Source organism: Prosthecobacter sp., assembly GCF_049294395.1.
In the GTDB taxonomy this organism is placed as follows: Bacteria; Verrucomicrobiota; Verrucomicrobiia; order Verrucomicrobiales; family Verrucomicrobiaceae; genus Prosthecobacter.
Genome location: NZ_JBAQCR010000167.1, coordinates 14,188 through 36,186 on the forward strand (window position 1 = coordinate 14,188; position 21,999 = coordinate 36,186).

The window sequence follows — 21,999 nt, forward strand, 5'->3', positions numbered from 1 at the left end:
GAAATTTATGTGTTGAAATATCAACACATAGAACTTGACGGGATGCCGATGTGTTGAATTATCAACACATCTATGTGGGACAATCTAGCTTCCAAAAATGTCAGCCGCCGTGAGCGCCAGGTGCTGGAAATCGTGATGCGGCGCAGCAAGGCGACGGCACGAGAAATCGAGGAGGACATGCCGGATGCGCCGACGTACTCGGCGGTGCGATCGATCCTGAGGCTCCTTGTGGAAAAGGGACTGCTGGTGAAATCGCTGCATGGGCGCACGGATGAGTTTACCCTGCCAATGGAGCCTGAAAAAGCGCGGGTGAAAGCGCTGCACCAGATGGTGCGAGATTTTTTCTCCAACTCTGTCGGGGCTGCAGCAATGGCTCTGCTGGGCGACCGCCGATCGAAGCTCTCGAAAGAGGAAGCTGACCAGTTGATGAAACTCATCCAGGAGGCTCGTGAGAAATGAACCCGTTCTTCACTTTGATTCATTCGTGGCTGCTCGGCGGCCTCACCTATCCGGCGCTGACGTATGTGATTACTGCAGCGATGAAGAGCACGGCCATCGTGGTCTTCACCTGGTTTGTGACAGCGTTTTTGAGGCGGAAACCGGCGCTGATGCGTCTGTGGATGTGGCGTGCCTGCAGCGTGGCGCTGCTGAGTGTGCTGCTGTGGGCGCTCGCTCCGCGATTCGTGGATGCGTGGCGGATGAATGTGCATGTGTATCCAACTCCAATGATCTTGCAGGTGGTGACGCAGGCGCAGGCGCTCGATCTTCTCGCAAAGGAGACACCAAGGGCGCAACCGACGGTGGAAGCCACTTCACCACTCATTGCCTACACCACCGCAGCGCGGCCTGATGTGCCGCTGGCAACCATGCGGGTGCCTTGGATGGAGCGCCTTGAGCAGATCGTGTTTCATGGGTGGTGGTGCGTGGCCTTGGTACTGCTGGCCTGGAGGGCATTTCGCGCAGTGTGCGGACATTTTTGGCTGCGCAAAAACACTGTGGGTGTTTTGCGCACCACAGGGCACCGTCTTGTGTGCGGGCTTGTTTCGCCAGTGGTTACAGGATGGCGCAAGGCGTGCATCTGGCTGCCGGAGGCGGCTGCGGAATGGCCTGATGCGAAGCTGCGCGCCGTGTGCCTGCACGAGATGGCGCATCACGCGCGGCATGATGGAACGTGGCAGTGGCTTGGCTGGCTCACAGCATCGGTGTGGTGGTGGAATCCGCTAGCATGGCTGGCGCTACGCCAGTTGACATCCGAAGCGGAGCTCAGTGCGGATGAAAGTGCGCTTTCTCAGCACATTGCGGCGACGGATTATGCGCAAGTGCTCGTGGAAATCGCTGCGGGGGGCGATGTGACTACGCCAGCGACGGGCGTGGCCATGCTGGGCCGCAGCAGCATTCAAAATCGTGTGAAGGCCCTCTTGAACGGTGCCGGGCAACACGGCGTTTTTGGCCGCAAAGCGAAGCTGGCGCTCATGGTGACCGCCATGGCGGCAGTGATGGCTGCGGGCGTGGAAGTAAGGCATGTGATGCAGGCGGAAAAACCATCCGAACCACTCACCGAGGCCGAAAAGGACCTTGTGGAGCGCAGTCTGGCCGTGTTGGAACCGCAGATCGAAAGACTGCAGCGTGTGCATGTGAAGCTGAAGGAGACCTGGATCGCTGAAGGCAAGGAAACGGTGCGCAGCCCCCAGCCCAGCGTGATCGAGGCGTGGGTGGATGAGTCCGCACGGCAGTCACGCGCTGAATACCGGCCGCGCGTGACGCAGTGGAGCTATGGGGCGGCACCGTGGTTCATCAAAGACCAAACCGAGGCCACCGATGGTTTGCGTGGCTGGAGCTATGAAGGGAGTGAGTCGAATGAGGTGCGTTTCAGCAGGGAGCCCAACGATGCATTCTTCTCGCTGTGGGAGGCGCGGCCACGTGCGCGGGAACTACGGGATACTTTGCAGCAGATGCTTGCCAGCGGGTGCAAGCAGTTCGGGCTGACCAGGCATGTCATTCGTGAGGAAAGCGATCGTGTCGTGATCGAGCGTCACTGGCCCGGTGGCGGGCAGATGGAGCACTGGGAGATGGATCTGAAGCAGCGTGGGCTGGCATTGTTCCGGCAGTATTTCCCCAAGCGGCCGGAGCCGTTTTCAGTCGAGTGGTCTGTGCAGAAGTGGGCAGCGCTTGATGACGGCACGCCGTATCCGATGCTCATGATGTGGAAGTATTACTCCAGCGACGGACCGGGCACCTACACGCGGCAGATCACCTCGCTGGAGACGATTTCTGGCATTCCCGCCACGCTGCTGGCACCGCCGCCAAAAGAGGTCTCGCCCTATGTGGCGACCGATGGCAAGGCTTTGCATGGCGAGGAGCTGGAGACGCGTTTTGTGCACGCTGCGACCGGAAAACCGGTGCCGGAGGTCAAGGTGCACTATGAGGTCAATGGAGGGAAGCGTCTGGAGGCGGTGAGCGATCTCGGTGGCATGCTGCGCCTCCCGCTGCCACCCGAAGAGGTGAAGCATCTGCGCTTCTGGGGCATGAAAGCTGGCTTCGTGATGCAGCGAGTTCAATGGAGCCGTTATGGCGATCCGTTGAAGCTGCCCATAAGCTACACGATGAAACTTTACCCCGCCGGAAAGCCCATCGGCGGGCGCGTGGTGAATGAGGAAGGACAGCCAGTGAGTGGTGCGGAGGTGAACATCCAACACTCGGGAGGCCCGCAGCGATGGAATGTCTTTGCTGATGTGCATGCCACGAGCCACACTGTGAAAACCGGTGCTGACGGGCGCTGGAGCATGGCAGGCTACGCGGAAGATCTCAGCGGCGCGATCATCCGGGTGGAACACCCGAATCACCAACGCATGGCGATGGACTACCGGACTGCCACAGGCCAGGCCTACGAATCGCTGCGTGACGGCAGCAGCCAAGTGGTGCTGCACGGCGAGAGTGCCGAGGTGAGCGGACTCGTCACGGATGAAACGGGGAAGCCGGTGGCGGGCTGTGCGGTGACTCTGGGGGAGGATCGTCACGGTCATGTAGACAAGCCGCAGGCCAAAACCGAGACTGATGGCCGCTACAGGGTGCGCACCCATGAAATGGGCAACAACTGGATCACCTTTGAAGCGCCGAACTTTGAGCCGCAGACAAGGCAGATCGAAATCGTATCGGGCAAATCCGTGAAGCTTGACGCCCAACTCACGAAAGGCCGCGTGCTGCGGGTACAGATCGTCGATGAAGCCGGGCGACCGGTGCCGTCAGTGTGGGTGGTGGCGAACCGCTGGCAGCAGAAGCGCCCGCTGTGGTTTGAAGCCACGACCGATGCTCTGGGCCGCTTTGAGTGGAACGGTGCGCCTGCGGATGAGGTGAAATGGGAGATCTTGAAGGACAACATCGCCTTGCGTGACTTTCCGCTGCTACCTGTGGCGGAGTTGCAGACCGTGACGCTGCGTCCGGCGATCCGCTTTACCGGCACGGTGCTGGATGCACACACCGGCCAGCCTGTGACGTCGTTCAAAGTCACTCCCGGCGACACCCGACGCTCTGCGAATGACATCTTCTGGAAGAGCGAACAAACGCAGAGTTTTCGCGACGGCTCGTTCAAGCTGGATGTGTGGTGGATGCGCGAGGACCACAAGCTGCACATCACAGCGGAGGGCTACGAATCGTTCGAAACGGCGCTCTTCACACCGAAGCAGCAGACCGAGCCAATGACGATCAAACTGGTGCCATCAAAGTAAGCACATCCTGGAACTCCTTCTCAATGGTGTCACCCAGCAACGTGAAGTGGCCCATTTTGCGACGGGGGCGGACATTGAAGCGACGCTGAGCGGATGTCGCGAAGGCTGAAGTTTCGGTTTGATCTGGCGGCGTCGTTGGCGGTGCCGGGGGGCGCAGCATGAGGGGTTTCGGGAGGACTTTGAGGCGTTTTTTCCGATGCTGAAGAGGGAGGTGCTGGAGAGATGAAGCATGGCGCATACGAGTGCGCGACAGCGTCGTGGAGTGCGGTGACAGAGATGCACGGCGCAAGCCTGCATCGGCGGCACCGCTTTTGGCAGCCGGACGGAGTTCTTGGAACTTTGTGCGTGCTACACCAGTTCGAAAGCGGTGTGGCGCTTCGCTTCCCACCGCACTCCACGACGCTGTCGCGTTTTTTACCAGTCCGTGTGAACCTCGTAGTCGTCTGGAATTTGAATGCGCTGTGTTTTGAAGCGATAGATGGATTCGACCATTGGCTTGCTGGTGTGGCGTTCGAACCAAGCTGCGGAGCACCATGGGTAATCGGCGGCTTTGGAAACCAGGCCGTGTTTTACGGCATTCTGATGGGTGTAGTTCAAGCGTGCGAAATAGGAGCGCTCATACGTGAGCAGGGATTCGCGGTAGTTGTGCCAGACTTTTCTGCCGGGTGTGCGGTCGAGCTTGTTTGCCCATTTGGCTGTTTTCTCATGAAGCGAGCCCAGCATTTCAGGAAGGGTTTCTGCGGTGGCAGGCGATTCGGCGATGAAGTGGTAATGATTGGAGAACACTGCCCAGGCTTCCAAGCGCCAGCCGAAGTCAGTGCAGAGTTTGAGCAGGCCGCGATGCAGGACTGCGAGGCGCTCTGCACCACGGAAATGATGTTCCTTCAGATATGTGCCTGCCGTAACAAAATAGATGCCGTGTGTTCCGAGCCGATGAAGCGGGGCATGGGGCCATGCGAGCTTGGGATCGGCATCGGGATGCATTGTATGAATGCTACGAAATGATCATGGGTGAAGCAAGCGCGAGAGCGTCTTGGAGTGCGGTGGCAGAGATGCAAGGCGCATGCCTGCATCGGCGACACCGCTTTTGGCAGCCGGACGTGGGTTCTCCCGCCTTAGTGCTTTCTTCACCTTCTCGAAAGCGGTGTGGCGCTTCGCTTCCCACCGCACTCCACGACGCTGTCGCGTTCTCGAATGCGTATCAGTTTTCGTCAGTCGCCGATTCCCAGTGCTTTCCGGATGGCGAGAGCGTCTTGGAGGGCTTGATCAATGGTTTCTCCGAGGACGGTGAAGTGGCCCATTTTGCGGCGGGAGCGGGCTTCGCGTTTGCCGTAGAGGTGGAGTTTGGCGCGGGGGTGATTGAGGACGGGGGACCAGTCGGGGTGGACGAGGGGGGCGGGCCAGACGTCGCCGAGGAGATTGATCATGACGGCGGGAGTGTGCTGGGAGGCATCGCCGAGGGGGAGGCCGCAGATGGCGCGCTGCTGCTGCTGGAACTGATTGGTGCGGCAGGCGTCGATGGTGTAGTGGCCGCTGTTGTGGGGACGAGGGGCGATCTCGTTGACGATGACTTTGCCGTCGGTGGTGACGAACATTTCGACGGCCATGGTGCCGACGTAGTCGAGGCCTTCGGCGACGGCTTTCCACAATGCGATGGCCTGCTCGGTGATCTTGGGATCGACACGGGCGGGAGCGATGGTGACGTCGAGGATGTGGTGGGTGTGCTGGTTTTCGACGCAGCCGTGAGTAGCCATGCTGCCATCAATGCCGCGGGCACCGACGACGGAGACTTCACAGACGAAGGTGACCCATTGCTCGACGACGGCGCGCTGGCCGGTGAAACCGCTCCAGGCTTCGGCGAGATTGGTTTCGGCGGTGACTTTGCACTGGCCTTTGCCGTCGTAGCCAAAGGCGGCGGTTTTGATGACGCAGGGGCGGCCGAGCTCGGCGACGGCGGCTTCGAGTCCGGCGAGATCGTCTATCACCCGGAAGGGGGCGCAGGCGATGCCTTGATCGCGGAGGAAGTTCTTTTCGCGCTCGCGGTGCTGGGTGGTGATGAGGGCCTTGGCACCGGGGCGCAGGGGTTTTACTGATTCGACGGCGGCGAGGCAGGAGGCGGGGATGTTTTCGAACTCGGCGGTGACGACATCGACCTGCTGCAGGAAGTTATTCAGGGCGGCGCTGTTATGGTAGGCGGCGTTGATCTCGATGTCGGCGAACTGACCTGCGGGGCAGCCCTGGGGTTCGTCGGTGAAGATGGCGATGCGATGGCCGGCACGGCGGGCCTCAAGGGCGAGCATGCGGCCGAGCTGGCCGCCGCCGAGGACGCCGATGGTCGAGGGAGGCGGGAACTTCATGCCTTGGGTTCGACTTCGAGTTCCTTCTGACTTTCGAGCACCTTTTGGGTCTGGCGCTCGCGGAAGGTTTTCAGTTTTTCGACGAGCTCGGGATTGTCATTCGCGAGCATGGAGACGGCGAAGAGTCCGGCGTTCAGGGCGCCTGCATTACCAATGGCGAAGGTGGCGACGGGGATGCCGCCGGGCATCTGGACGATGGAGTAGAGGCTGTCCACGCCGCTGAGGGCGCGGCTTTGCACGGGGACGCCGAGGACGGGGATGGTGGTCATGCTGGCGGTCATGCCGGGGAGGTGGGCGGCACCGCCGGCACCGGCGATGATGCATTTGAGACCGCGCTCCGAGGCGGTGGTGGCGTAATCGTACAGAAGCTGGGGCGTGCGATGGGCGCTGACGACTTTCTTTTCAAAGGGGATGCCGAAGTCGGTGAGCACCTGGGCGGCATTTTGGAGGGTGGGCCAGTCGGAACTGGAGCCCATGATGATGCCCACGAGGGGCTTGCTGGCGGCGGTGTTGCTCATCGGAATAGGTGGCAGAATGGCGGCAGGGTGGCCCGACACAAATTTTTTCTGGATGAGATTTGCCCGGGCCTGATAGGGTGCCGGTCATGATTTCAGCATTCAACCGCAGCCAGGTCGTGTGGGGGGTATTCGGTCTGGCGGGCAGCGTGGTGTGCTATGTGCTGGCGTGGGTTTTCTTCGAGCAGGGCGCGACGATGGTTTTAGACTCATGCGCCTTGTCCACGAGGGCCGCTCCATGGACAGCCCTGCTGGGGCTGGCCTGCATTTCCTTCAGCGGGTGGCGGACTTGGAAAAACGGTGAGGGATTCCAAAGCTACTCGGAGTCAGCTTTTTATCATGATTTTGGCGGAGGCGCAGAAACAGCAGGTGCTCACCGCGGAGCCAAGATGACGGGACTGGCTTATGCGCTGAGCCAGGCCTTCCTAGCTGGACCGCTGCTGCTGCTGAGGAGCCTGCATCGCTTGCGGAATCTCGTCCCGGATGAGGCCGGAGTGGAACAGAACCTCGTGCATTTGCTGGCCATGCTGCAAGCGGCGAACAAGTGGCAGGGGCCCTCGGATTACCCAGGGCAGGAACGGGAGGTTTTACTGCTCAGCTTGATGAAGAAGATCGATTTCAGCCGCCACAACGGGAACGTTCGTTTTAAGGTCAGGACCTTTGAGGGAATTTAGTTTTGATTGGCATCGGCTGTCAGACGGGTTCTCTGGATGGCATCGGAGAGCTGTGTTATTATGGCGCAAGAACGCAGCGGGACTGGTTGCAGACGCTGCTGGTGAACGCTGTGTGCATCGCGTCGCTGGGTTTGCTTCCCGGCTTCGATGGCTGAAACCCAGGGTAGCCTCGCCAAGGCTCGGCAACCCTGGGCTATATTACGCAGCTCCGTTGGAGCTGGTGTGGTGCGGAGCGGAATGGCGAAAAATTGTGTTATTCTGCAAGGGGACCAGCGGGGAGGGCAGGATGTTCTAAAGGTGCCAAAGCGCACGAAACATGGCCTTAACCGGGTGGCATTGATGACAATCTTTTTGAGAGCCGGCCTCGTGATCGTTTACCAAGGCCCTTGCCCGAGGCCGCAGGCTGTGCCAAGCCATTTGCCATGACTTTTCTCGACAAACTGAATCAGCGCATCGCCAAGACTGGATCCAATCTCTGCGTGGGGCTGGATGTGCGGGCGGAGAACGCGGAGGAATCGACGAAGCGGTGGATTCTGGATGTGATCGAGCAGACGGCGCCGTATGCGGCGGCGTTCAAGCCGAACTCGGCGTACTTTGAGGCGCTGGGCTGGCGTGGGATGAAGATGCTGGAGGAGATTTTGAAAGAGATCCCGAAGGAGATCCCGGTGGTGCTGGATGTGAAGCGCGGGGACATCGGTGAGACGCAGGGTTATTACGCCAAGGCCTGTTTTGAGGCGATGAACGTGGATGCGGTGACGCTGAACGCCTACATGGGCCGCGACACGCTGGAGCCGTTTTTGAAATACACGGACAAGGGGCTGTACCTGCTGGGGGTGACCTCGAATCCGGGTGCGAAGGACATTGAACTCCAGCCGACTGGCGACCGTCAGGTTTATGAACTGGTGGCCGCGATGACCGCCGGGCATCCGCAGGCCGGCCTGGTGGTGGGACTGACCAATGCCGCCCCGAATGTGCTGGATCACATCCCGGATGTGCCGCTGCTGATTCCTGGACTCGGCGCCCAAGGGGGCGACCTGGCGGCGCTGAAAGGCAGCGGGCGGAAAGCGCCGCTGCTGGTGAATGTGTCGCGGGGCGTGCTTTATCAAAAGGATGAGCTGACCTTTGCCGCCCGAGCGGAGTTTTGGATGCGTCAAATCCAGAATGCACTCAACTGAATTTTCATTTTTAAGAATGGCAAAATCGAAACGCGGATGGCGCTTGATTGAAGCGCATTCGAGAGGATGGGTGAGCCGTTCTCATGGTTATCGATCTCAGCGAGCATCTCAAAACCCCTTTTCAGCGCCGAATCTACCGACTGGTCGGCCCTGCCTTGGAAAAGGCGCTGGGGCTGCGCGGTTTCAATGAATGCTACGAGGAGTCTGCGCGGCTGTTCAAGATGCACCCGCAGCACCCGAATGCCTTCGCGTGGTTTGATTCCGTGGCGCATTCGCTCAGCCTGCAGGAGGAAGTGGATCTGCCGGCTGAGTTTGAGTTCCCGAAACAGGGGCCGCTGATCATTGTGGCCAATCATCCGTTTGGGGTGATCGACCCCATCATGCTGGCCCGCTGGGCGGGGCAATTTCGGCCCGATCTGAAGGTGATGACGAATTCACTGCTGCTGGCGATGAAGGAGCTGGCAGATCACGTGATCCCTGTGGACCCCTTTGGGGGTGAAGGCTCCGCGAAGCGCAATCTGGCGCCGATGAAGGAGGCCATCCGTCTGCTGCGCGGCGGCGGTGCGCTGATCATTTTCCCCGCAGGTGAAGTGGCCTCCTACAAACCCGGGCGCGGCATCGATGAACCGGCGTGGAGCAACCATGTGGGCTCCCTGGTGCGCCGCACTCAGGCGACGGTGCTGCCGGTTTACTTCCCCGGTACCAACAGTGCGCTGTTTCATGCCGCCGGGATGATCCACCCGCGCCTGCGCACCGGCCTGCTGCTGCGTGAATTCTGCAACCGTGCCAACACGATGGTGCAGATGAACGTGGGGCAGCCCATCCCCTTCTCGCGCCTGAAGAAATTTGAGGATGATGAATCCCTCACGCGCTACCTGCGCATTCACACTTTTGTGCTGCACCAACGTGGCAAGGAAGAGACGGCCAAGCTGACAGTCACGGGTGAAAACGTCACGATCACACCGCCGTCTGAAACGACGCAGGCACACATGGTGGAGGAAATCGACCGCATTCGCGCCCGCGGGGGCCGTCTGGTCGGGCAGGGCGGTTTGTCTGTCTATCAGGCGCACTCGCATGAGATCCCGGTGCTGCTGCCGGAGATCGGGCGTCTGCGCGAAGTCACTTTCCGTGAAGTCGGTGAGGGCAGCGGCAACGAAGTGGACATCGACAAGTACGACCGGTACTACGAGCACCTGATTCTGTGGGATGAGGAGAAGGAGCAGGTGGCAGGGGCCTACCGGCTCGGGCGTGCGGACATCATTCTGCGCGAGTATGGTTCCAAAGGTTTGTACACCAGCACGCTGTTCCGGTTTGAAAAGCCGTTCCTGGCGAATCTGGAGCATGCGGTGGAGATGGGGCGCAGCTTCATCATCAAGGCCTACCAGCGCAATCTGGCCTCTCTGCCGCTGCTGTGGAAGGGCATCGCGCACTGGATCGCGCGCAATCCGCATTACAAAAAGCTGTTTGGTCCGGTGAGCATCAGCAAGGACTACAGCAGCCTGTCGCGAAAGATGATCGTGGAGTTTTTGCAGGACAACCGGATGCACCCGCACCTCTCGAGTTTTGTGAAGGCGCGCAATCCGTTCCGGTACATGCGCACGCGCCGCATGATGCGTGAGTTCATCAGCGCGGATTTGCAGAACGTGGACGACTGCTCGGCGCTGATCTCCAGCCTGGAGACGGACGGCAAGGGCATCCCGATTCTGCTGAAGCACTACCTGAAGCTGAACGCGACGCTGCTGAGCTTCAACGTGGACAAGGATTTCTCGTCTGTGGTGGACGGTCTGATCATGGTCGATTTCACGGAGACGGATGCGCGGCTGCTGGCCAAGTACATGGGCGAAGAAAACTGCCGGCAGTATCTGGCGAGCCACAAAAAAGAAGCGGCCTGAATGCAGGCCGCTCCGTGGGGTGAGTCGGGTTTGTCCGCGGGCCTCACCGGTGAACTTGGGAGGGTGTGGCAACGCTCGCCAATCCCTGTGGCGGGGAGGCGGGATGACGCTGCTGGTGGACGCGGTGGATGAAGAAAGCGCCGGGTTTGCTTTCCCATTTGGTGGGAGCCAACCCAGGGTCTCCTCGCTGAGGCTCGGCTGACCTTGGGCTGTAATACGCAGCCCCTTCAGGGCTGGTGTAAAGCGGAACGGGATGATGTAAGAGAGCAGTACCGTGGCGAGGAATGGCGGAGCTTCAGGCCTCATGTCAGCAGCGAGGAACATCATTCACTGAGGACAGTGAGCCAGGTCATTTTTCAATGACTCATGGTATGTAATGCTATTGGCGCATTCTAAATTGTTTTATAGCCTTATTGACTCATCACATCGTGAGGGCACAAAGCTAATCCCCTCACCCCGCCCCTCTCCCCCGAAGAAAGTGATTCGCTGTCGTCGTGCGTCAGGGGCGGGGAGAGGGAGAACCGCTTTGGCTGCCCTGGATTTATCCGACACAAAACTATTTAAAACGCTTTAACTATTTCTGCTGTCCGAGCACATGGGGCGGAGCCACAAAAAAGAAGCGGCCTGAATTCAGGCCGCTCCGTGGGTGAGTTAATTGACTGTTTTTGCCTTACTTGGCAGCGCCGTTGGCGGCGGCTTCCATTTCGGGCTCGATGAGGCCGTAGTCGCCGTCTTTGCGACGGAACAGGAGGGCGAGCTTGTGGGTCTTCTGATTGTGGAAGATCACGAAAGGACGCTCGCTGATTTCGAGATCCATGATGGCTTCATCCGCATAGAGAGGACGGATTTTGTATTTTTCCTGGTGCACATAGGCGGGCTCAATGTGCTCGTCCTCGGTGTGCAGCACTTCCTGATGGAAGACCTGCTCCTCGATGTGGCGGATGGAGACTTCCTTGCGCGGGCGGTGGTTTTTGAGCAGGCGGGTCTTGTACTTGCGCATGCGCCGGGCGATCTTGGCGGCGCTTTCGTCGATCGAAGCATAGATGTCTTCGGTGACGGACTTCACTTCGATGACGATGTGGTCGGCGCAGAAAAGGATGATTTCCGCGATGTGGCGGTGATGGTTCTGCACGTCGAGCACGACCTTGGCCTCAATGATGCGGGGGTAATCAAGGTGGAGTCCTTCGATCTTTTTGTGGGCGTAATCGCGGATCGCATCGGTGACTTCCATGTGTCGTGCGGTGACGATGATGGGGAGGTTGACGTTGTGTTTTTGCATGGTGGTTCTCCTTTTTTGGTTGGACTAAAAATTACATGGTGAACCCTTCGCCCAGATAGAGGCGACGGGCTTCATCGTCATTGACGAGAAAGTCTTTGCTGCCGTGGCGGCGCACCCTGCCCTCAAAGATGAGGTAGGCGCGGTCCACGATGTTGAGGGTTTCACGGACGTTGTGGTCGGTGATGAGAATGGCGAGGCCGGCGCTGCGGAGCATGCGGATGATCTCCTGGATCTCGCTGACGGCGATGGGATCAACGCCGCTGAAGGGCTCATCGAGCATGAGCAGCTTGGGCGAGGTGACGAGGGAGCGGGCGATGGTGAGGCGGCGCTTTTCACCACCGCTGAGGGTGATGGCGAGATTGTCCGCCACATGGTCGATGCCGAACTTTTCCATCAGGGACTGGGTCTGCTCCTCACGCTCCTGGCGCGTGTAGGGCTGAGTCTCCATGACGCCCATGATGTTTTCGCGCACGGTGAGGCGGCGGAAGATGGACTCCTCCTGCGGGAGGTAGCCCATGCCGAGCCGGGAGCGCATGTACATCGGCTGATTGGTGGTGTCCTTGCCATCGAACATGACCTTGCCGCCGTTGGGCTGCACGAGGCCGACGATCATGTAGAAGGTGGTGGTCTTGCCGGCACCGTTGGGGCCGAGCAGGCCGACAATCTCACCGCTTTTGACTTCGATGTCCACGCCATTGACCACGGCGCGGCCGTCATAGACTTTTTTCAGTCCTTCGGTGTGCAGGAGGGTGTTCTCGTCTGGAATGATGGGCCTTGGCGTACCCGCATCAGGCGCGGTCTGCCAGGATTCTGCACGTTCTGAGGCGGGCAGGGATTCCCGGCCACCAGCATCCTTCATTCTTTTCTTTCGCGGAGCCATGTTCACTGCGGTGCGGGTGCGGGCGAATTCGAGCCACTCCTACGAGGCGTCACTTCATCTCCCTGGAGGATGAGGGTCTCATGGCCACCTGTGGTGGTCAGCTTGCCATTCTTGTCGATGATCATGATACAGCCTGCTTCGGTGGCCTTGTGCAGCTGATTGCCAGCCTGAACCTGCGGCCATTCGAGGAGGGTGGTCTGCTTGGTTTTGCCATCGTAGATGAGGTGCTTGCAGTGGCCGATCTGCAGTTCACCGTCTTCCGAAATTTTCTCGATGGTAACCATCGGGCCGCGGGCGTCCGCCTTGTCGATGGGGGGATCAGTGTTGGCAGGCTTTTTGGGGGCTGCGAGGATGTCCGCGTCTTTGGCCGCTGGGCCGACCTTTTTGGGCTTGGGGGCGCCGAGGACTCCGCCTTCCTGCTTGGTCATGAAGAGCTCCAACTCTTCACATTCGATGTACATCTGGGGGTGACGTGCTTTCACGTCGCCGGTAAAAATGCCATAGTTGTTGTTGGCATCAAAGAAGGAGCTCTTGGTCGCGGTGATGTCGATCTGACCTTTGGTGGCCTTGGGGGCCTCGTCCAAGTTCAAGGGCTGCAGAGGTTTGGGCTGCGGGCCCGGGGGCGGCGGAGGAGGAGCTTCAACGACAGCCACCATGGGGGCTGGTGCTGGCACAGAAGCAGGGGGGGTATCTGCGGCGGCGGGGGGCGTCGTCGCTGTTGGGCTGGAAGCCGAGCCCTGGCCTTGGATCATCGACTGGGCAGCCTGCAGGGCCTTCTGGCGCATCTCGGCGCTGTCGGGCGAGAGGAGCAGTTCCTTGGCCTTGTCCTTCACCGCGTCCGGCACCTGTTTGACGGCATCCTTGGCGGCATCGATCGCCTTGGCCTTGGTGTCTTCATCGACCTTCTTTTTGCGAAAATCAAAGAGCGGGCGGGTGCCGCCGGGGCCTTGAGCCAACGCGCCAACGCTGCTGACCAGCAGGGCAATGTACAGTATGGACGACGTCTTCATATCACTTGGTGGGGCGTGATTCAGCAGGTTGGGTTACCTCGCCGCTGAGAGTGCTGCTGTCAAAGATGACCATGTGGATGTTTCCTGTCATGCGTCCCTGATTTTTTGCGGTGTCAAAGATGAGGCTGTCACCTTCAATGTCGAAGGTGGGACTGCTGACGTGGCTGCGCTCCGTGCTGCGCAGGATGCCGCCGCTGGCTGCCATCTGATAGAAGGCGGTCTTGAGGTCGATGCGGACGTCGTTTTTCGGATCGGCATTGAACATCTGGACCACGAGATTTTCCGCGTAGATGCGTTCGTCATCCACCCGGCGGAGCGTGTCTGCGGTGATGAGCGAGGTGCGACGGCCGGTGGAGTCGAAGGAGGGGATGAACGCGCCCTTGTTCACGGCTCCGGGCGGGACCATCTGCAAAAAAGCGCTGATGCCGGAGTCTGCCGGCGCCGGCTGCTGGGCGGTGGCGAACATGACGAGGCCCGCCAGCACGCCGAGCGTGATGGAGACCGCGAGTCTGCGGTGGTAGAGCAGCTCAAGTGATGTCACGAACGAGGCCATGAATCTTCCGCAAGGTTTCCACCACTTCAGCGATCTGCGAAAGCGGGATTTGATTGGGGCCGTCTGAAAAGGCGTTGGCAGGATCCGGGTGCGTTTCCATGAACACACCGTCGCATCCTGTGGCGACTGCGGCGCGGGCGAGGACGGGAGCCAGCTTGCCATCTCCGCCAGTGGCGGTGCCAAGGCCGCCGGGGCGCTGCACACTGTGGGTGGCATCCATGACGACACGATATCCGAGCTCCCTCATCCAGTAGAGAGATCGCATGTCAGCGACGAGGTTATTGTAACCAAAGGTGGTGCCGCGCTCGGTGAACATGAAATTTTGGCAGCCGGCACTGACCAGCTTGTCAGCAATATTACGAACGTCCCACGGGGCGAGGAACTGGCCCTTTTTGACATTCACTGCGCGGCCGGTTTCACCGGCTGCGACGATCAGATCCGTCTGACGGCAGAGAAAGGCGGGGATTTGCAGGAGGTCGATGTGTTCTGCGGCCTGCCGGGCTTCCTCGACGCTGTGGATGTCTGTCGTGACAGGGACGCCGAGTTTCGCGCCGATCTGGGCCAGCAGCTTGCAGCCGGCCTCGCAGCCGAGGCCGCGGTAGGAGGAAATGGCGCTGCGGTTGGCCTTGTCGTAGGAGGCTTTGAAAATCCAGCGCCAGCCGTACTGCTGCGCCATGGCACCCAGTTTTTCAGCGACATCCCAGATGAATTCCTCGCTCTCGATTACGCAAGGGCCAAGCATCAGGACCGGTTCCGTGCCATCCATCGACACAGACCCTATTTTCACCACCGGAAGAGAGAACAACCCCATAAAAACTTAATATTGATTCTGGGAGCCTCGCTCCAGAATCGGTTTTGAAGTTTTCCAACCCCGTTGCGCGGCCCGCTATGGAAGAAATGTAGCGGGCAGGGTTGGAAAGACAACGGAAGATTCTCGCGAGGAATTATGCATCCAAGCGCCGCACTTCGAGTTCGACTTGAAGGGCGGCAGTGGCTCCGGGGGGGCCGTCGAAGTGGCCGGAGACGGGGGCGGCGTCCTGATAGTCGCGGCCGGTGGCGATTTTGATGTGGCGTTCGTCGGCCAGGGTGTCGTTGGTGGGGTCCAGGCCGAACCAGCCTTTGCCGGGAATGTGGACCTCACACCAGGCGTGGGAGGCCTGGGCACCGCGCAGGTGGGAGTCGGGGCCGTTGTAGAGATAACCGCTGATGTAACGGGCCGGAATGCCGAGGGAGCGGCAGACGCCGATCATGAGATGGGTGAAGTCCTGGCAGACGCCTTGTTTCTTCTCCAGCACCTCATTCATGTGCGTGGAGGCGGTGGTGCTGCTGGGAGCGTAGGTCCACTCGCGGAAGATGTGATGCATCACCGCCTCTGCGGTTTCAAAGACGTCGTTGCTGTCGTTGCGGATGTCGATGCCGAGCCGCCAGACTTCGGGCGTGACTTCCACGTAGCGGCTGGTGCCCAGAAAAGGGGAGACCATTTCGTCGGTCTCAGTTTTGAGTGCTTCAAAGCGAACGCCGAGGGGCTTGCCGTCCTTGTAGGGATTGGTGGTGTTGATCGTCGATTGGGACTCGATGATCAGATCTTTATGCGGCTCTGGAATGTCGAAGTAGTGAACGTAGTTGAGCCAGTTGTCGCGGAAGTGCTGGAGCCGGGCAGGCGGCTTGACGTTGAGCAGGAAGAATTCGAGACGTGATTTGTCGTCCGTGACGGGACGCAAACGCACTTCGTTGTAGCTGTCACGTACCGCGGCACGATAGACGTAGCGGGTACGGTGGAAGACTCGGAATCGCATGGCGAGCAGCAGGGGATGCCAACGATATTTTTACTGTTGTTGTTGCTGCTGCTGTTGCTGTTGCTGGACCTGGAGATCTTCGTCGGCGTGGGCGTGGTAGGCGCCTGGGGCGATGTTTTCCACCGGGGCGTCGTCGTCGCTCAATTGCGAGAGTTCGGCATGCTGCACGAAGGTCTGGAAGATGGCTTCGCCGATCTGATTCAGACGCAGCTGAAGATCGTCGATGTATTCATGCAGGCCGGTGGCGAGCACTTCTTCAACGGTGGTGTAGGCCAGATCGGCGCGCAAACGGCCCACGTGGCGGAGGGGCAAGGGCATGCCTTTGAGACCGGCATCCGCACAGAGAGATTTCAGGGCCGTTTCAGCTTCTGCGACGCAGCAGGCGATGGAGCGCGGGAAGGTTTCGTCGAGCAACAGATAGGCAATGATTTTGGAAGGATCCAGGCGGCGGTGATGGGCCTGGAACGCATGCCAGGCGGAACAGGAGCGCAGCAGGGCAGCCCAGCGCAGAGGCCGGGCCTGTGCGTGAGGGGGTAGTTCGAGGGACAGGCCGGAGCAGGTGTCCAGCAGGCGAGACATTTTGTCCGCCCGCTCCAGGCAGGTGCCGAGGCGTAGGAAGTGCCAGATCTCACCGCGCGGGGTGGTGGAATCGGCGATGCCTTGGAACTGATAGGAACCGCGGAGCACGCGCTCGTAAAAGGCGGCGCTCTGGGTGCGATGCATGGCCTTGCCTTCGGCGGATTCGACGAAGAGGCGCAGGGAGTTCAGCGACTCCCAGATTTCATCGGAGATCTGATCCCGCACGGTGCGCGCGTTTTCACGGGCGGCCCGGATGCTGTTGAGCATCGAGTTGGGATTGTCAGAGCGGACGGCGAGGAACTCGGTGACGTCCTTGCCTTTGATTTTTTTATGCAGCTTGGAATAAGCCTCTTCATCGCCGGTGGTGGCGAGGAGGGGCTGCCAGAACTGCGCTTCATCGACGCCTTCGGCTCCGGCATCCAGCAGGAGGTCCTGCGTGGAAAGGAGGAGGCGTGAGAGGTTTTCGGCACGCTCAACGTAGCGTGCCATCCAGTAAATGCTGTCTGCGACTCGGCTAAGCATGGCGTTTGATCAGGCGGCGGGTGGGGTTTCGGCAGGCATGTCGAGGGGATCATCCCAGAGCACCCAGGTGTCTTTGCTGCCGCCTCCTTGAGACGAATTGACGACGAGCGAGCCTTTTTTCAGCGCCACGCGGGTGAGACCGCCGGGAACGACGCGAACGCGGTCGCCACAGAGCACATAGGGGCGCAGGTCGATGTGACGGCCTTCGAAGTGGTCGTCCACAAAGACGGGATGGCGGGAGAGCTGGAGAACGGGCTGCGCGATGTAGTTGCGCGGGTTCTTCTTGATGCGCTCGCCAAATTCTGCGCGCTCCTTTTTGGAAGCGTGGGGCCCCATGAGCATGCCGTAGCCGCCGGATTCGTTCACGGCCTTGACCACGAGCTTGTCCAGGTTGTCGAGGATGTAGGAGCATTCCTTTTCATCCACGCCGAGATGGGTGGGCACGTTCGGCAGGATGGGATCCTGATCGAGGTAGTATTTGATCATCTTCGGCACGAGGGCGTAGACCGCCTTGTCATCGGCGACGCCGGTACCGATGGAGTTGGCGAGGGCGACGTTGCCTTTGCGATAGGCATTGATGATGCCCGGAACACCGAGGAGGGAGTCTTTGCGGAAGACCTGGGGGTCGAGGAAGTCGTCGTCGATGCGGCGATAGATGACGTGCACCTGCTCCAGGCCTTTGGTGGTGCGCATGAAGACGCGGTCATTGCGGAGGATGAGATCGCGGCCTTCCACGATGGGCACGCCCATCTGCTTGGCAAGGTAGCAGTGCTCAAAGTAGGCGCTGTTGTAGATGCCGGGTGTGAGCACGACGATGGCAGGGTCCAGGACGCCGCTGGGGGCGAGGTGGGCGAGCGTCTCACGCAGCATGGAGCCGTAGGCATCCACCGGACGCACGGGCAGCTGCTGCAGCAGGCCGGGGAAGGCGCGCTTCATCGCATTGCGATTTTCCAGCATGTAGGAGGCGCCGGAAGGGCAGCGGCCATTGTCTTCGAGGACGTAGTAGTCGCCCTTGCCATCGCGCACGAGATCGGTGCCGCAGATGTGGATGTAGATGCCGTGAGGGACTTTGATGCCACGAAACTCAGGCCGGTAATGCGAGGCGGAGAGGACCAGCTCGGCGGGGACCGCCTTGTCAGTGATGATCTTCTGACCGTGGTAGATGTCATTGAGGAAGAGATTCAGCGCGGTGATGCGCTGGATGAGCCCAGCCTCAATGGTCTCCCATTCACGCTGCGGTATGATGCGCGGCATGAGATCGAAGGGAAATATTCGTTCCGTCCCTTGGTCGTCACCATAAACAGTGAACGTCACGCCCTGGCGAAGGAACGCGGCATCCACGGCCTTCTGGCGAGCGGAGTATTCGGACGGAGTGAGTGAACCTACACTATCAAGCATGGCTCCGTAGTGCGGACGTGCCTTCCCGGATTTGGAAAACACTTCGTCGAAGAAGCCCTCTGGTTGGTAGTCGTTAAACAGTGACGACATGAGGTGATATAATATAGCAGGGCCTGTGCCAGAGTTTGAATGTCTTTGAAAATGGCATCGGCTGGAGGGTCTTGATCAGGTTCCCACCGGCTCGACATCCACGCCTACGCCGACGGTGTGCCTGCCACCGCCAGTAATGATGCCACGCACGGGGCTGACATCCGAGAAATCACGACCGATGGCCACGGTGATGTGGTCGAGAGAAGTGAAGCAGTTGTTGGTGGGGTCGAAATCGACCCAGCCAAAGCCTGGAACAAAACAGGAGGCCCAGGCATGCGATGCATCGACTCCCTGAAGCCGTGGTTTGCCTGCGGGCGGATGCGTGCGCAGGTAACCGCTGATGTAGCGTGCAGGCAGGCCCATGGCGCGGAGGCTGGCGATGGCGAGATGCGCGAAGTCCTGGCAGACACCGCGTTTTTTCTCCAGCACTTCGTTCAGCGGGGTGCTGATGGTGGTGGCCTTCGGATCAAACACGAACTCACGATAGATGCGGCGGCAGAGATCGGCGGTGGCGGCGAGCACGGGACGGCCTTTGGTGAAACTGGGCAGGGCAAAATCACGCAGCGGCATTTCATGGGTCAGCAGCGGGCTGCCGAAGACGAACTGGCAGGGATCCAGGAGATCCACGGCCACGGGGTCACGAAACATCGCGGCAACGTTCTCCCAAGGCGGTGTCTGGAGGGGATCGGGCTGCAGCACCGGCATCAAAGAAACGAGGCTGCGCGAGATCACTTCAAATTGCTTGTGGAGCTTCTGCACCGAGAAGCAGGATACCAGATTGCCAAAGGAATCGGTATGCTCCGTGAGCAGATCAGGCTCCGGGTCAAAGCTGAGGCTGAACTCCAGGCAGCGCTGTGTTTCGGTATCACGCGGGCGCAGACGCGCGGCATGGTGCGACACGACCACCCGCGAGCTGTAGACGTACGTCGTGCGATGAGTGATGCGGTAGTTCATCACGTGGACAGTGTGTCAGCAGGCACATCATCGCTGCTGCTGATGGTGGAATGCGCGAAATAACCGGCGGTGAGCGCGTCATTGAGGACCGGCATGGCCTCGATGAGCTGGGTGAGCAGCTTGGCCACCTGGGTCTGCGACCAGCCACCCGGCTCGACACGGGCGAGCTCTGTGGGATCACACAGCTGCAAGCGGGTGCTGTTTTCCAAAAACACGCGCATCGCCGGCGTGAGAACTGCGGAGTTTTGCTCGTGGGGCAGATGCTTGAACTGCTGGCGGATGCGCTCGAACTGAAAGCGCAGGCCGCGAGGATTCAGGTCGTCGAGCATGAGCAGGTCATACACGGCGGCGAGCTGCGGGAGAAGACTGTAGCGGTTGCGGTAGGTGATGGTGCTGTCACCCACCTCGAGAATGGCCTCCAGCAGGCTGGGGTTTTCGGCATCGGCGCTGCGGAGTCCGGCGCGCAGAAGCTCGCAAATGTACACGGTGCGCTCAATGCGGTGGCCGATGTCGAGGAACATCCAGCCCTGGGCGCGCGTCATGTTTTCCTTGGCGAGGCCGTGGAAGGAGGCGAGTTCGAGGATGATGCGGGTGAGGACGTTCAGCGCGTCCGACATGGGTGTGACGCTCGGCGTGTTGTCGTAAGCGTCGAGCGCATCGCCAAGCTGGCTGATGACGCGCCAGGTATCGATGGATATGCGATCACGCAGCAGGACGCCGATGCGCTGGATGTGAGCCACGCTGGAACGAATGCTGGTAGGGTGATTGGCATCGAAGACGGCCTCCAGCAGCCGGGCCTCAAGCTGCTCCTGCTGGGAGGCGAGTGAGGCGGCGTCCGGGACATCATCCAGAACGGTGAGACTCTTCAAGGCCTCCAGCAAGGGAAGCAGGAGGGGTGTTTCGCTCATGCCGCTTTCCGGAGAGCAGCGCAGCAGGGTGGAGCGCAGCAGGCGGGCGCTGGATTCAGCACGTTCGGCGTAGCGACCGAGCCAGTAGAGATGATTCGCCACACGACTGCCGAGATTGTGGCCGGTACGGCGGAGTTCCACCGGAGTGCTGGTGCTGGAGAGCAGCGTGACGTTTTCCACCGGCCCTTCACTGAGCACCCAGGTGTCTTTGCTGGTGCCGCCCTTCTGCATGGACACCAGAGGGGAATCCATGGAGGCGGCCACGCGCGTGAGGGCACCGGGCATGACCATGTAGCCGTCCTTGGTCGCGACGAGATAGACGCGGACGCTTACGGGCTTGTGGACGAGGTGACCGTCCTCCCACACCGGAGCGGTGGAGAAGGCGATCTTTTCCTGAGCCGCCCAGCGGTCCGGGGCAAAGCGCATGCGTTCGGCGAGGGAGGCACGCTCGGCACCGCTGAGGCGCCCGCCAAAGCAAGCCTCACGTCCGCGCACGCGGAAGGCGCTCTTGATGACCAGACGATCGAGGTTTTTTTCCACCTCGCCACGGGGGCGTTCCTGTCCGCACCACCAGGTGGCCACGGAAGGCATCAGAAGTTCTGAGCCCAGCAGTTTGCGGCACAGGCCCGGCAAGAAGGCCATCATGGCAGGTGCTTCGGCGAGGCCTGAGCCGAGGGCGTTTCCCAAGGACACATTGCCGGCACGAACGGCGCGCACGAGGCCGGGAACGCCAAGCATGGAGTCATTGCGCAGTTCCAGCGGATCGCAGAAATCGTCATCCACACGGCGGAGAATCACATCCACCGGTTCGAGGCCGTTGAGGGTCTTCAAATAGACGCGGTCGTCACGCACGGTGAGGTCTTCGCCTTCCACCAAGGTGTAGCCGAGGTAGCGGGCCAGATAGGCCTGCTCGAAGTAGGTTTCGTTGTAGGGTCCGGGGGTCAGCAGCACGACGCGAGGCTCCTCCACTGGCCGGGGCGCGAGGGCGGCGAGAGACTGCTGCATCTGGCGGAAGAACCCGGCGAGACGGCGCACGCGAGCATCACGAAACACGTCTGGCAGCAATCGCGACGTGATCAGGCGGTTTTCCAAAGCGTAGCCCGAACCGGTCGGGATCTGGGTGCGGTCGGAGATGACCCACCACTGCCCGTCGGGCGAACGGGCGAGGTCCGCACCGTACACCTGGAGTGGCTTGGCGTTTGGCAGCTTGATGCCGTGGCAGGGCCGCAGGTAGGCGGGCTGCCCGAGCACGAGCGCCGCAGGCATGCTGCCCTCACGGATCAACTGCTGCGGACCGTAGCTGTCGTTCAAAATCGCGTTCAGCAGGGTCGCACGTTGAATCAGCGCCTTCTCGATGCCCTCCCATTCGCGAGCCGAAATGACAAACGGCACCGGGTCCATCTTCCAGGGGGTGTCGAGGCCTTTGTCGTCGTAGATGTTGAAGGTGACGCCGCGCTCCGCCAGCAGGCGGCGAGTGGTGTCTGCCAGGCGCTTAACGCCGGCGGTATCCCGGCGGTGGAGATCGGCGATGATCGGCTCGTAATGCGGGCGCACTTTGCCGCTGGCATCCCGCAGTTCATCGTAATGCCCGCGGGTGTCAGGACCATCCAAGCGCGACATCACCGCCCGTTGTGGAACGGGAGCAGCGGCGGTGGAGCTTTGGGATTGGAAGATCAATGCGAGGACAGCTTT

General features: G+C 60.4%; 18 protein-coding genes. 5 read left to right on the forward strand and 13 right to left on the reverse strand.

What is annotated here, in order from left to right; genetic code table 11:
• Positions 1-72 precede the first annotated feature (72 nt).
• Positions 73-459 carry a BlaI/MecI/CopY family transcriptional regulator gene (locus WAW39_RS11205; RefSeq protein ID WP_422318771.1) on the forward strand — a complete coding sequence of 129 codons (387 nt, stop codon included), beginning with the start codon at positions 73-75 and terminating at the stop codon, positions 457-459.
• On the forward strand, positions 456-3,725 hold the full coding sequence (locus WAW39_RS11210) for a M56 family metallopeptidase (protein ID WP_422318773.1): 3,270 nt from the start codon (positions 456-458) through the stop codon (positions 3,723-3,725). The genes WAW39_RS11205 and WAW39_RS11210 overlap by 4 nt, the downstream gene beginning before the upstream one ends.
• 414 nt (positions 3,726-4,139) lie before the next feature.
• Here WAW39_RS11210 and WAW39_RS11215 read toward each other — a convergent pair whose 3' ends face one another.
• The 3 genes from WAW39_RS11215 to purE form a co-directional block, all read right to left on the reverse strand.
• Positions 4,140-4,709 carry a transposase gene (locus WAW39_RS11215; RefSeq protein WP_422318775.1) on the reverse strand — a complete coding sequence of 190 codons (570 nt, stop codon included), beginning with the start codon at positions 4,707-4,709 and terminating at the stop codon, positions 4,140-4,142.
• 227 nt (positions 4,710-4,936) lie between these two features.
• Entirely contained in the window at positions 4,937-6,082 is a 1,146-nt protein-coding gene (locus tag WAW39_RS11220; protein ID WP_422318777.1) for a 5-(carboxyamino)imidazole ribonucleotide synthase, read from the reverse strand.
• Entirely contained in the window at positions 6,079-6,600 is a 522-nt protein-coding gene (purE, locus tag WAW39_RS11225) for a 5-(carboxyamino)imidazole ribonucleotide mutase (protein WP_397380775.1), read from the reverse strand. Before purE ends, WAW39_RS11220 begins: the two co-directional genes overlap by 4 nt.
• An 86-nt stretch (positions 6,601-6,686) precedes the next feature.
• Between purE and WAW39_RS11230 the strand changes: the two genes are divergently transcribed.
• The 3 genes from WAW39_RS11230 to WAW39_RS11240 all read left to right on the forward strand — a co-directional run bounded on the left by WAW39_RS11230 (position 6,687) and on the right by WAW39_RS11240 (position 10,338).
• A complete protein-coding gene (locus WAW39_RS11230) occupies positions 6,687-7,271 on the forward strand; it encodes a hypothetical protein (protein WP_422318780.1) in 585 nt (194 codons plus the stop codon).
• A 422-nt stretch (positions 7,272-7,693) separates the two neighbouring features.
• On the forward strand, positions 7,694-8,446 hold the full coding sequence (gene pyrF, locus WAW39_RS11235; protein WP_422318782.1) for an orotidine-5'-phosphate decarboxylase: 753 nt from the start codon (positions 7,694-7,696) through the stop codon (positions 8,444-8,446).
• Positions 8,447-8,529: 83 nt separating this feature from the next.
• Positions 8,530-10,338: a lysophospholipid acyltransferase family protein gene (locus WAW39_RS11240; RefSeq protein WP_422318784.1), complete on the forward strand. Its 1,809-nt coding sequence runs from the start codon at positions 8,530-8,532 to the stop codon at positions 10,336-10,338.
• 670 nt (positions 10,339-11,008) lie between these two features.
• Here WAW39_RS11240 and hpf read toward each other — a convergent pair.
• From hpf to WAW39_RS11290, 10 genes are all read right to left on the reverse strand, one after another.
• Positions 11,009-11,617, reverse strand: a complete 609-nt coding sequence (hpf, locus tag WAW39_RS11245) for a ribosome hibernation-promoting factor, HPF/YfiA family (protein WP_422318786.1) — start codon at positions 11,615-11,617, stop codon at positions 11,009-11,011.
• Positions 11,618-11,648: 31 nt separating this feature from the next.
• Positions 11,649-12,476, reverse strand: coding sequence for an LPS export ABC transporter ATP-binding protein (lptB, locus tag WAW39_RS11250; RefSeq protein ID WP_422318788.1), 828 nt, complete (start codon positions 12,474-12,476; stop codon positions 11,649-11,651).
• A gap of 23 nt (positions 12,477-12,499) precedes the next feature.
• Positions 12,500-13,507 (reverse strand): LptA/OstA family protein, encoded by a 1,008-nt coding sequence (locus WAW39_RS11255; RefSeq protein ID WP_422318790.1) that lies wholly within the window; start codon positions 13,505-13,507, stop codon positions 12,500-12,502.
• Position 13,508: 1 nt separating this feature from the next.
• Positions 13,509-14,060, reverse strand: a complete 552-nt coding sequence (locus WAW39_RS11260; RefSeq protein ID WP_422318792.1) for a hypothetical protein — start codon at positions 14,058-14,060, stop codon at positions 13,509-13,511.
• Positions 14,035-14,871 (reverse strand): 3-deoxy-8-phosphooctulonate synthase, encoded by an 837-nt coding sequence (kdsA, locus tag WAW39_RS11265; RefSeq protein WP_422318794.1) that lies wholly within the window; start codon positions 14,869-14,871, stop codon positions 14,035-14,037. The genes WAW39_RS11260 and kdsA overlap by 26 nt, the downstream gene beginning before the upstream one ends.
• A 133-nt stretch (positions 14,872-15,004) precedes the next feature.
• Positions 15,005-15,856, reverse strand: coding sequence for a transglutaminase family protein (locus WAW39_RS11270; RefSeq protein ID WP_422318796.1), 852 nt, complete (start codon positions 15,854-15,856; stop codon positions 15,005-15,007).
• Positions 15,857-15,886: 30 nt separating this feature from the next.
• Entirely contained in the window at positions 15,887-16,957 is a 1,071-nt protein-coding gene (locus WAW39_RS11275) for an alpha-E domain-containing protein (RefSeq protein WP_422318798.1), read from the reverse strand.
• Between the two features lie 9 nt (positions 16,958-16,966).
• Positions 16,967-18,445 (reverse strand): circularly permuted type 2 ATP-grasp protein, encoded by a 1,479-nt coding sequence (locus tag WAW39_RS11280; RefSeq protein ID WP_422318800.1) that lies wholly within the window; start codon positions 18,443-18,445, stop codon positions 16,967-16,969.
• Positions 18,446-18,520: 75 nt separating this feature from the next.
• A complete protein-coding gene (locus tag WAW39_RS11285) occupies positions 18,521-19,399 on the reverse strand; it encodes a transglutaminase family protein (RefSeq protein WP_422318802.1) in 879 nt (292 codons plus the stop codon).
• Entirely contained in the window at positions 19,399-21,984 is a 2,586-nt protein-coding gene (locus tag WAW39_RS11290; RefSeq protein ID WP_422318804.1) for a circularly permuted type 2 ATP-grasp protein, read from the reverse strand. Before WAW39_RS11290 ends, WAW39_RS11285 begins: the two co-directional genes overlap by 1 nt.
• Positions 21,985-21,999: the final 15 nt, after the last annotated feature.